The sequence below is a fragment of the Streptomyces ureilyticus genome (assembly GCF_011045025.1).
GTDB lineage: Bacteria > Actinomycetota > Actinomycetes > Streptomycetales > Streptomycetaceae > Streptomyces > Streptomyces ureilyticus.
The window spans coordinates 1-10,239 of sequence record NZ_JAAKZX010000281.1 but is presented as its reverse complement, the minus strand read 5'-3'; the positions used below and the strand labels follow the sequence as shown (position 1 = coordinate 10,239).

General features: G+C 70.2%; 11 protein-coding genes. 7 read left to right on the top strand and 4 right to left on the bottom strand.

Going from position 1 to position 10,239, the window contains the following annotated elements; genetic code table 11:
• Positions 1-406: 406 nt before the first annotated feature.
• Together G6048_RS43630 and G6048_RS43625 are read left to right on the top strand one after the other, a co-directional pair.
• Positions 407-1,846, top strand: a complete 1,440-nt coding sequence (locus G6048_RS43630; protein WP_408056230.1) for a hypothetical protein — start codon at positions 407-409, stop codon at positions 1,844-1,846.
• Positions 1,847-2,134: 288 nt separating this feature from the next.
• Positions 2,135-2,521 (top strand): DUF805 domain-containing protein, encoded by a 387-nt coding sequence (locus G6048_RS43625; protein WP_206342861.1) that lies wholly within the window; start codon positions 2,135-2,137, stop codon positions 2,519-2,521.
• Between the two features lie 18 nt (positions 2,522-2,539).
• Here the strand turns inward: G6048_RS43625 and G6048_RS43620 are convergent, their stop codons facing one another.
• Both G6048_RS43620 and G6048_RS43615 read right to left on the bottom strand, forming a co-directional pair.
• Positions 2,540-2,860: a DUF6191 domain-containing protein gene (locus G6048_RS43620; RefSeq protein ID WP_165345156.1), complete on the bottom strand. Its 321-nt coding sequence runs from the start codon at positions 2,858-2,860 to the stop codon at positions 2,540-2,542.
• A 141-nt stretch (positions 2,861-3,001) separates the two neighbouring features.
• Complete coding sequence (locus tag G6048_RS43615; protein WP_165345155.1) at positions 3,002-3,415, bottom strand: hypothetical protein; 414 nt, start codon at positions 3,413-3,415, stop codon at positions 3,002-3,004.
• A gap of 121 nt (positions 3,416-3,536) precedes the next feature.
• Between G6048_RS43615 and G6048_RS43610 the strand changes: the two genes are divergently transcribed.
• The 4 genes from G6048_RS43610 (at position 3,537) to G6048_RS43595 (ending at position 7,116) form a co-directional block, all read left to right on the top strand.
• Complete coding sequence (locus tag G6048_RS43610) at positions 3,537-3,929, top strand: hypothetical protein (protein WP_235991041.1); 393 nt, start codon at positions 3,537-3,539, stop codon at positions 3,927-3,929.
• A 245-nt stretch (positions 3,930-4,174) separates the two neighbouring features.
• Complete coding sequence (locus tag G6048_RS43605) at positions 4,175-5,203, top strand: ATP-binding cassette domain-containing protein (RefSeq protein WP_165345154.1); 1,029 nt, start codon at positions 4,175-4,177, stop codon at positions 5,201-5,203.
• Positions 5,200-6,051, top strand: a complete 852-nt coding sequence (locus G6048_RS43600; protein ID WP_165345153.1) for an ABC transporter permease — start codon at positions 5,200-5,202, stop codon at positions 6,049-6,051. The genes G6048_RS43605 and G6048_RS43600 overlap by 4 nt, the downstream gene beginning before the upstream one ends.
• Before the next feature lie 135 nt (positions 6,052-6,186).
• Positions 6,187-7,116: a hypothetical protein gene (locus G6048_RS43595; protein WP_328828717.1), complete on the top strand. Its 930-nt coding sequence runs from the start codon at positions 6,187-6,189 to the stop codon at positions 7,114-7,116.
• Here G6048_RS43595 and G6048_RS43590 read toward each other — a convergent pair.
• Positions 7,031-8,578 carry an aminotransferase-like domain-containing protein gene (locus G6048_RS43590; protein WP_165345152.1) on the bottom strand — a complete coding sequence of 516 codons (1,548 nt, stop codon included), beginning with the start codon at positions 8,576-8,578 and terminating at the stop codon, positions 7,031-7,033. The two genes, G6048_RS43595 and G6048_RS43590, sit on opposite strands and share 86 nt — an antisense overlap.
• A gap of 87 nt (positions 8,579-8,665) precedes the next feature.
• Between G6048_RS43590 and G6048_RS43585 the strand changes: the two genes are divergently transcribed.
• Positions 8,666-9,454: an alpha/beta fold hydrolase gene (locus tag G6048_RS43585; RefSeq protein ID WP_165345151.1), complete on the top strand. Its 789-nt coding sequence runs from the start codon at positions 8,666-8,668 to the stop codon at positions 9,452-9,454.
• On the opposite strand, the gene G6048_RS50565 is transcribed toward G6048_RS43585, so the two are convergent.
• Positions 9,433-9,960, bottom strand: coding sequence for a hypothetical protein (locus G6048_RS50565; RefSeq protein ID WP_235991040.1), 528 nt, complete (start codon positions 9,958-9,960; stop codon positions 9,433-9,435). The genes G6048_RS43585 and G6048_RS50565 overlap by 22 nt on opposite strands.
• Positions 9,961-10,239: the final 279 nt, after the last annotated feature.

The following is a 10,239-nucleotide window of genomic DNA, read 5'->3' as shown; positions in this document are numbered from 1 at the left end:
GGTGATCTGGGCCTGCTGGCGCGACGGAGCCTGCTACGACCCCGAGATCCACCAGGCCAACGGAAAGATCAACACGACCGCCGACACCCCCTTGGCGGCATAGAGGTTGACTCAGGAAACTCATGCCTCGACGGTAGGACGATTCGGGCGGGCCGAAGGGGGCTCGACTCATGACGAAACGCTGACGTTCGTGCTGGCCGGGAGGCCCAGGGGCAGCCTCGGCCCTAGCGTTTCCGCTGTGAACCGTGACCTTCTCCGGGACCTTGGCCAGAAGCGGAACCAGGACGACCGCCACCAGGCAGACCGCCACCGGGACGACCGGCACCAGGACGACCGGGATGGCCGTGACGGCCGCGACGACATTCCTGACGATCGTGCCGGCCTTCCTGACGACCTCGGCCGGGACATCGGCCTGGAAACCAGCCAGGACGTCGGGCAGAACGCCGGCTCCGGCAACGGGCAGGACGCCGGCCGTGGCTCCCGTGGCTCCCGCCGGGGCCTCCGCCCCGACCTGTACGCCGCCGGAGCCGCCGTACTCCTCTTCGCCGCGGCCGTCGTCGTCGGCCACATCCTCGAGAACACCTACGGCAACCTGCACCTCGCCTGGGCGCCGCTGTACGCCTGGTGGTCGCCGCAGGTGGGGCCCGGCACTCCGGCCGCGATCACGGTGGCCGTGGCGGTGATCGCGTACGGCCCCTCGCTCGCGGCCCGCCTGCCGTGGCGTGCGTTGGTCCCGGTGACCTGGTTCGTGGCCATGGCCTGGACGTGGTCGCTCGCGCTGATCGACGGCTGGTACTACGGCATCGAGCGGCGGCTCACCACCCGCTACGAGTACCTGACCGTCATCGACCGCTTCGACAACATCGGTGCGACCCTGCGCGGCTTCACCCAGCACATCCTGATCGACTCGCCCGACCACTGGCCCCCGCACATCGCCGGCCATCCGCCGGCCGCGACCCTCACCTTCGTCTGGCTCGACCGGATCGGCCTCGGCGGCGGGGGCTGGGCGGGCGTCTTCTGCATCACGGTCGGCGCCTCCGCCGCCGCGGCGGTGCTCATCGCCGTACGTTCCTTGGCCGACGAGACGCTGGCCCGCAGGGCCGCCCCGTTCGTCGCTCTAGCCCCCGCGGCGGTCTGGGTGGGAACCTCGGCGGACGGCTACTTCGCGGCGGTGGCGGCGTGGGCGGTGGCGCTGCTGGCGCTGGCCGCGACCGGTGGGCGCAGGGTTCCCGCCTTCATCTACGGGTTCGGCTCCGGCCTGCTGCTCGGCTTCACCGTCTACCTCTCCTACGGCCTGACCCTGTTCGCGATCACCGCCGCCGCCGTGCTTCTGCTGACCTGGCGACGGTGGCCCCCCACGCTCCTCCTCCCCCTGCTGGCGGGCGCGGCCGTCGCCCCCGTCGCCTTCACCCTCGCGGGCTTCAACTGGTGGGAGGCGTACCACCTGTTGGTCGAGCGCTACTACCAGGGCGCGGCCTCCATCCGCCCGTACTGGTACTTCGTGTGGGCCAACCTCGCCTGCACGGTGCTACTCGTAGGGCTGGCGGGGGTGACGGGCCTACGCCGGACGCTGGCCACCGCCCCGTCCGCGATCCGCCGGCTCCGCACCGGCACCCCGACCACCACCGACCGTCTCCTCGGCCTGGTCCTCGCCGGTTTCCTCATGGTCCTGGTCGCCGACCTCTCCGGCATGAGCAAGGCGGAGACGGAACGCATCTGGCTCCCCTTCGCCTTCTGGCTCCTGCCCGCGACTGCGCTGCTGCCGCGGGGCGGCCAGCGGGGGTGGCTGGCCGCCCAGGTGACGGTGGCGCTTACGGTCAACCATCTGTTCCACACGGGGTGGTGAGCGCGGGGGTTTCTTTCCCCGAAACCCGCCCCTTCCCGAAAACTGAGGGCTGCGCCCCAGGCCTCGCTGCCTCCGGCAGGGTGGGGTGTCGGAGATTGTGCGCGGCTGCGGGGCGTCCGTGGACGGTCGCTCCCCCACTCTCGGCTGCGCTCGAGCAGGGGGACCCCCACCGCGGCGGAGCCGCAAATGTCACAGCCCCGCGCCCCTACGCGGGACGCGGACCCACCGGCCCACGGGCGCCGGGCTGTAAACCTGTGTCGGGAGGGGTCCCCGTAGGGGCGGCCTACCGTGCTCGTCGGCGTCGACGACGAAGGTGGGCGGGCGATGGTGGGCTTCTCGGTGGCGGTCAAGCGTGGCTTTACCAAGGCCTTCTCCTGGGGTGGGCGTGCCTCCCGAGCCGAGTACTGGTGGTTCGTCCTCTTGCATCTCGCCTGCCTCGCCCTGGCCATCGCCTTGGAGCCCACGCTCGCCCCCCTCGTCTGGCTGGTCATGTTCGTGCCGACTCTCGGCGTCTTCGTGCGCAGGATGCACGACTGCGGCCGTAGCGGCTGGAATTGGTTGTGGTCCTGGGTCCCGGTGATCGGGACCATCGTGCTGCTGGCGATGCTCTGCGACCGGGGCGACTCCGAGACCAACGAGTACGGCTGGCCGCCGGGCTCAAGGGCGGACTGGTGAGACCGTACCGCTGGCCTTCTACTCGTCGGCCTGCGGCATCCGGACGACCGCGGTCCCTCCCTCCAGGTCCACTGTTGTGCGGTTCGGCGGCGCTCCGTCTTCCTCGTCGTCCCGCATCACCAGTGCCGACTGCCGCTCCTTGAGTTCGTTCTGCTTTCCGGGCGAAAAGCTCGCATGGAGTTGCTCGAACCCGGTCGCCGATATCTGGCCCTGCCGGGCGCTGTTCCGCCATGGCAGCAGTCCGGCTCGCCCGGCATGGAGAAGCAGCTGATCCACGAATGCCACAACGGTCAGCAGGATGACCAGTCCGGGCAAGGTCACGAAAACGACGAACTCCACGCCCCGAGTATCCGGGCCAGGGGGCGCCACCGACAGCTCAGTGACGTAGTGGTCGGTACGGGGAACAAGCCCGACGACCTGGTGCACGGCGCCGCCGTTGCCGGTCAGGTGCCGCCAAATGCCGGAATCGGCACGGAAGGTCTACCGGGTGTCCCCCTTGTCGAGCTCCAAGGTCACGGGACCGTCCGGATCGGGGTGCAGATACACCGTCCCCGGCCCCTTCGTGTAGAGCTGGACGTCGGACTCTCCTCCCAGATCACCGTCATCGGCCGTCAGGTAGACGAAGTCGCAGTCCGCTTTCGCGCAGAGGAAGTCCCACGTGCCGCTGAACTCGACGATGCCGGCGCCTGCGGACATCGAGACGTCGTCGGCCGAGATTCCGGTGGCGGAGAACGTCCCGTCGGACCCGAGCTCGATCTCGCCGCCCGTCTCGGAACTGCAGTACACACCAGGCAGTTCGGCGGCGTCGACCGACTCTGTACACCCCGTGGTGAGTGCCGCGGAAGCCGCCAGGACGGCGCAGAGCCACCGTCCACCAGTCCTCTTGCGTATCACGGCCCGAGCGTGACGCTGAACTCGATCACGTGGGTCTTGGGTGACATAGGCCCTTCCGACTTGCCCGCCCCGCCCCCCAGGTGTGCTCTGGAGGCAGGGGCGAGGAGAGAGGAGTGGAGACATGGCTCATGCAGCGCCACGCGCCGCTCGGTGGTACGGGAGTCCCGCGCGGGTCGCAACCAAGCTCACCGCCCCCATGCTCGGAGGGATCGTCTTCGGACTGTGGGCCGCCGCCATCGGGCGGGACGCGGGGCCGATCACCGGCTGGAACGTCCTGCTGGGTGTCGTGGCCGCGGTCGCCTTCGTGGCCGGGTACCTCGGGCTGCGGCTGCTCGGCACGCACCTGCCGCGCGAACTGCGCGCCGCCGCGTGGGCGGGCTTCGCCGGTGTCGCGGTCGGGTTCCTGCACGGCCTCACCGGCTCGAGCGTTCTGAGGTCGGCGGCCGTGGCGTTCGCGGTGGCGGCGGGCGTCTTCGCGGTCGTGTTCTACCGCTTCTACACGACGGAGAACTGACGGGAGCCCCAGTGCGCCGCCCAAGGCAAGGAGAAGAAGGACAAGAGGAAGGACAAGGAGAAGGGGAAGGAGGACATGAGCTGACCTATATGTCCGCTACCTTCACGGCATGACTTCCGACCGCGGGACTAGGACAAAAAGCTCACGCCGGATCCGGTGCCGAAATCTACGATGAGTTTGCTGCCCGGTGGGGGTCTACATCTCAACGACAGCTCAGCACTCGTAGAGGACTGGATGGGGCGGACATGAAAAGCGACCACGTGGCCGGAGGGCCGGCCATCGAGACCGCCGGCCTGGTGAAGACCTTCGGCGACAACCGCGCCGTGGACGGGGTGGACCTGCGCATCGAGCGGGGCACGGTGTACGGCCTGCTCGGTCCGAACGGCGCGGGGAAGACGACCACGGTGCGGATGCTGGCGACCCTGCTCCGCCCCGACGGCGGCGAGGCCCACGTCTTCGGCCACGACGTCGTACGGGAGGCCGACGCGGTCCGCAGCCGGGTCAGCCTCACCGGGCAGTACGCCTCCGTCGACGAGGACCTCACCGGCACCGAGAACCTCGTACTCCTGGCCCGCCTGACGGGCCACAGCAAGAAGGCCTCGTACGACCGCGCGGCCCAACTCCTCGCCGCGTTCGGCCTGTCGGAGGCGGCGGGCCGCCAGGTGAAGAACTACTCCGGCGGCATGCGGCGCCGTATCGACATCGCCGCGTCGATCCTCAACACCCCGGACCTGCTGTTCCTGGACGAGCCGACGACGGGCCTGGACCCGCGCAGCCGCAACCAGGTCTGGGAGATCGTACGAGCGGTCGTCGACCAGGGCACGACGGTGCTGCTGACCACGCAGTACCTGGACGAGGCCGACCAGTTGGCGTCCCGGATCGCCGTCATCGACAAGGGCAAGGTCATCGCCGAGGGCACCAAGGGCGAGCTGAAGGCCTCGGTCGGCGCGGGCGCCGTACACGTACGGCTGCGGGACGCGGAGAAGCGCCCCGACGCCGAGCTCCTGCTCAGGCAGGCCCTCGACGCGGACGTACAACTGGAACCCGACCCGGTGGCCCTGACCGCCCGGGTCGGCGGCAACGGCGACCTGAACGGCTGCGGCCCCTCCGAGAAGGCCTCCCGCGCCCTCGCCGAACTGGCCCGCGCGGGCATCATCGTCGACAACTTCTCGCTGGGACAGCCGAGCCTGGACGAGGTGTTCCTGGCCCTCACCGGCAGCCCGACCGACCACGACCGGACGACCGAGGCACAGACGAAGGAGGCCACGGCATGAGCACCGCGACCCAGACCACCGAGAGCCCGGAACTCGCCCCGGTCCGCACCGAAAGCCTGGCCGAACTGCTCGTCGCCAAGGAGCGGCCGCCGCGGCCGAACGCGCTGCAGACGTCGCTGACGTTCGGCTGGCGGGCGATGCTCAAGATCAAGCACGTACCGGAGCAGCTGTTCGATGTGACGGCGTTCCCGATCATGATGGTGCTGATGTACACGTACCTGTTCGGTGGCGCCCTGGCCGGCTCCCCCAGCGAGTACATCCAGTATCTGCTGCCCGGCATCCTCGTGATGTCCGTGTCCATGATCACGATGTATACGGGCCTGGCGGTCAACATCGACATCGAGAAGGGCGTCTTCGACCGCTTCCGCTCGCTGCCGATCTGGCGGCCGTCGACGATGGTCGGCTATCTGCTCGGTGACGCCGTGCGCTATCTGCTCGCGTCGATCGTGATGCTGACGGTCGGCCTGATCATGGGCTTCCGCCCGGACGGCGGTTTCCCCGGCGTGGCGGCGGGCGTGGTGCTGCTGATCATCTTCTGCTTCGCCTTCTCGTGGGTGTGGACGATGGTCGGTCTGCTGATGCGCACGGAGAAGGGCGTGATGAGCGTCAGCATGATGGTGCTGTTCCCGCTGACGTTCCTCAGCGACATCTTCGTCAAGCCCGAGACGATGCCCGGCTGGCTCCAGGCCTTCGTCAACAACAACCCGATCACGCACGTCGCCTCGGCGGTCCGCGATCTGATGGCCGGTTCCTGGCCGACCGAGGAGATCGCGTGGACGCTGGGCTGGTCGGCGGTGTTCGTGGCGGTGCTCGGGCCGGTGACGATGCGGCTGTACAACCGCAAGTAGCAGCAAGTAGCCGTTGCGGGGTCCGGTCTGCGAGGGAGCCCCCGTCCCCCGGAAGAACGCAATCCGCGTCCGGATGCAGTCACCCCGGCCGTGCCCCGATGGATTCGGGGCACGGCCGGGGTTCTTTCTTGAGCTGTGCACAGAGTCGGTGATCGGAAAATCGGTGTTCGGACGGTCCTCGTCCGACAAGTCCTCTCGGCGGTACTGATCGTCCTCGGCTGTCTCGTCCTGCCGCTCGGCGGGCTCTCGGTGTGGGCGAAGTACGAGATCGGCGACACCCGGCGGTACGTCGCCACGATGGGGCCGCTCGCCGCCGGGCCCGAGGTGCGCGGGGCGGTCGCCGACACCGTCACCGACGGGATCATGACCAAGGTCGAGGCCGGGCCGCTCGAGGGCGAGGTCCGGCAGTTCGTGCGCGAGGCGGCGGGGTCCTTCACCGGTACGCCGGCCTTCCGCACCGCCTGGGACGCCGCGAACCGGGCCGCGCACGACGCCGTCCTACGGGCCCTGCGGGGTGAGCGCGACGACGCGGTCACGGTCGACCTCGCGCCCGTCACCCAGCAGTTCAGGGACCGGCTGGCCGCCGACGGCGTGCCGCTGGCGCACCGTATCCCCGTTACGCACAACGAGATCACGGTTCTCGAGGGCCGGGAAGTGGCCGCGCTCCGGAAGGGTTTCCGCATGCTGGAGTTCGCGAGTTTCTGGCTCCCGATCGCGGCGCTGACGCTGGCCGTCGGCGGCATCCTCCTCGCGGTACACCGCCGCCGCGCGATCATCGCGACGGCCCTGGGCACGGCGCTGGGCGCGGCCCTCCTCGTCCTGGCCACGGCAGTGTGCCGCGCCCTGACGCTCGCCGACCTGCCGCCCCACGTCTCCCGCGCCGCGGCGGCCATGGTCTACGACGCCCTCACGTCCACCCTCCGCACGGCGACGTGGACGATCCTCGCCCTCGGCCTCACGGTGGCCGCGACGGTCTGGCTCACGGGCCGTGTCGCGCGACATCGCGCACGATCCGCAGCGCTTCCTCCAGCTCAGGAACGGAAACAGACGCGAGCCCGAGCCTGACGGCATCCGCCGGGGAGCCCGGCGTGGCGGGCCGCGCGGCCTGCGTGCGCTCGGCATGCGCGGGTGCGGCCTGTGTGGGTCCGGCCTGCGCGCGCTCGGCCTGCGTGGATGCGGCTTGCGTGGGCCCGGCCTGCATGCGTTCGGCCTGTATGCGCTGGGCCCGCGTGTGTTGGGCCTGCGTGTGTTGGGCCTGCGTGTGTTGGGCCTGCGTGCGCTGGGGCTCCACCGCGAACGCCCGCCCCGGCGTCAGCGCCACCCCGTGTGCCGCCGCCGCGGCCGTGAACGTGTCCGCGCGCCAGGGCGGCGGCAGCTCCCACCAGGTGTAGTACGCGTACGGATCGGCCCGTACGCCGAACTCCCCCAGCCACTCCTCGACGAGCCGTTGCCGCGCCCGCGCGTCCGCCCGCTTGGCCGCGACGAGCCGCTCGACCGTCCCGTCGCCGATCCACCGCACCGCGGCCTCCAGCGCGAACCGCCCCGCCGTCCAACCGCCCGACCTCAGCGCCTCCGCGACCGCGTCCACCCGCCCCTGCGGCACGACGAGAAAACCGACCGTGAGGCCGGGGGCGACGCGCTTGGACAACCCGTCGACGAGGTACGTGCGCTCAGGCGCGTACGAGGCCAGGGGAGTGGGGCCCACCCGGCCTTCTCGGAGGAACGACCAGATTCGGTCCTCCACCACCGGAAGGTCCAACTCCCGCAGGGCGTTGGCCAGTTCACGCCTCCTCCTGTCCCCCATCGTCACGGAGGTGGGGTTGTGGAGCGTCGGCTGGACGTAGACGGCGGACAGCGGCGCGGCGCGATGGGCGGCGACGAGGCCGTCGGCCCGTAGCCCCTCCTCATCCATCGCGAGCGGTACGAGTGTGATGCCGAGCCGTGCCGCGATCTCCTTGACCAGCGGATACGTCAGCGCCTCCACGCCGACGCGCCCTCCGGGCCGTACGAGGGAGGCGAGGGCGCCCGCGATGGCCTGCCGGGCGTTCCCGGCGAAAAGGACCCTCTCCGGAGCGGGCCGCCACCCCGGACCGCCCAGCAGCCCGGCGGCGGCCTCGCGCGCGGCGGGCGTGCCGGTGGCGGGCGCCGTACGCGTCGCCTCCGCGAGCACATCGGCCCGCAGCAGCGGCGCGAGCCCGACGGCGAGCAGCTCCGACTGCCCTTCCGCGAACGGGTAGTTGAGCTCCAGATTGAAACGGGGCCCGGCGACCTCGCCCTCCCCGTCCCCCTCCTCGGCCAGCGCCCGCCCCGACGGCAGCGGTCCCGCCCGTACGAACGTCCCCCGTCCCACCTCACCGACCACGAGCCCTCGCCGCACCAACTCCGCGTAGACGCGCCCGGCCGTGGACCCGGCGATACGGCGCCGCCGCGCGAACACCCGTTGCGGCGGCAGCCGTTCACCGGGCTTGAGCCGCCCGGTGAGGATCTCCTCGGCCAGCCGGTCGGCGATCCGCCGGTAGTCCTCCACGCGCGCTCATCTCCCCTCACCCTCAGGATTGCACCGAGGGCAAAGTTCTCATTGCACCGAGTAGTCGATGCCGCCTAGGGTCCACTCATGGCTCCCTTCCTCGCATACGAGGACAAAGGCGCGAAACTCTCAACCCCCCTGCCCCTTGTCCTGATACACGGCCACCCCTTCGACCACACGATGTGGACACCGCAGGTGAGCGCCTTCTCCCCGATGCGCCGGGTGATCGCCCCGGACCTACGCGGTTACGGCGCCTCGCCGGTCGTCCCCGGCGTCACGCCCCTCTCCACGTTCGCCGAGGACATAGCGGCCCTCCTGGACGAACTGCACGTGGAGCACTTCGTCCTGTCCGGCCTGTCGATGGGCGGCCAGATCGCCATGGAGTGCTACGCCCAGTTCCCGCACCGCATCCGGGGCCTGATCCTGGCCGACACCTTCGCCTCCCCGGAGACCCCCGCCGGCAAGAAGTCCCGCAACGACATGGCCGACCGGCTCCTGAGGGAGGGCATGCGCGGCTACGCGGACGAGGTCCTGCACAAGATGGTCGCGCCGTACGCCGACGCGTCCGTGGCCGCCCACGTCCACGGCATGATGACCGCCACGCCACCGCCGGGCGCGGCAGCGGCCCTGCGCGGCCGGGCGGAACGCCCCGACTACCGCGCCCTGTTGACCCGGGTCACGGTCCCGTCCGTGGTGGTGGTCGGCGAGGACGACGAGTACACCCCGGTCTCGGACGCGAAGGCGATGGCGGAAGCCCTCCCCGACGCCACGCTCCACGTCGTCCCGCGAGCGGCCCACATGCCGAACCTGGAACGACCGGGGGAGTTCAACGAGGCACTGGCACGCTTCTTGGGCTACGTCGACGACTCTGCTTGAGCAAGATCTTCATCGGCCGCGGCCTCGCCTCGGCCGATGGTCATGGACCAGCGCACGGTCGAGGGCGCTTCAACGGAGACGGTGCCCTCGTTTTCGACACCGGAGACGCCGACCTGGTTGTAGGCGGTGCTCACCTCGTCGTCGAGGCAGTGGAGCGGAAACGAAACCTCAGCGGGTCGCACGATGACGTCGATCGTCCCCTTGCCCTGACACCGCACCGCGACAATCAGCGCGTCGCCCTTCTTCCCCTTGTCGAACTCGATACTGCGACTCCCGTGCGTCACACCCTGCTCGGCAGCAACAGTCTCGGTCCCGTCCAGCTCCGGAGGCTGATCCACCGAGGGCTGCTCAGAGTCGACGGACGGGCTCTCGATGGCCGCATCCGCGCCGAGCCTGGACGGCTGGGTGGGCTGCTTGGGCTTTGCCGCGGAGTCCTCCGCCGAGCAAGCAGTCACAGAAATGAGCGCAGCCGCAAGGCTCAGGCCGGCAAGAGCACGCTGGGACACGCCGAGGCGTGTACAGCGTCGAGTTGTAGTAATTGGGTCCCCCAAGTATTCGCCCGCAATGCCGCGATCATGACAGGGCATTGAGCCGCGACAAAGAACTTTCATGCCTTCTGAGCAGAAACTGAGGCTCGGCGTACGCGACTCGCACACGTAGGGCCCCGGGCGGGTGCGCCCCGTCAGGGGCGCGGGGCTGTGTCAATTTGCGGCTCCGCCGCGTGGGCGCGACAAGCCACAACGCACCCGCAGCCGCGGCACGACTGTCACCCCCACCCCGATAGG

Coding starts and splice junctions, on each gene's coding strand:
- G6048_RS43600 (WP_165345153.1), top strand. CDS start 5,200: ATGAGCACCGCGACCCAGACCACCGAGAGCCCGGAACTCGCCCCGGTC.
- G6048_RS43610 (WP_235991041.1), top strand. CDS start 3,537: ATGGCTCATGCAGCGCCACGCGCCGCTCGGTGGTACGGGAGTCCCGCG.
- G6048_RS43605 (WP_165345154.1), top strand. CDS start 4,175: ATGAAAAGCGACCACGTGGCCGGAGGGCCGGCCATCGAGACCGCCGGC.
- G6048_RS43585 (WP_165345151.1), top strand. CDS start 8,666: ATGGCTCCCTTCCTCGCATACGAGGACAAAGGCGCGAAACTCTCAACC.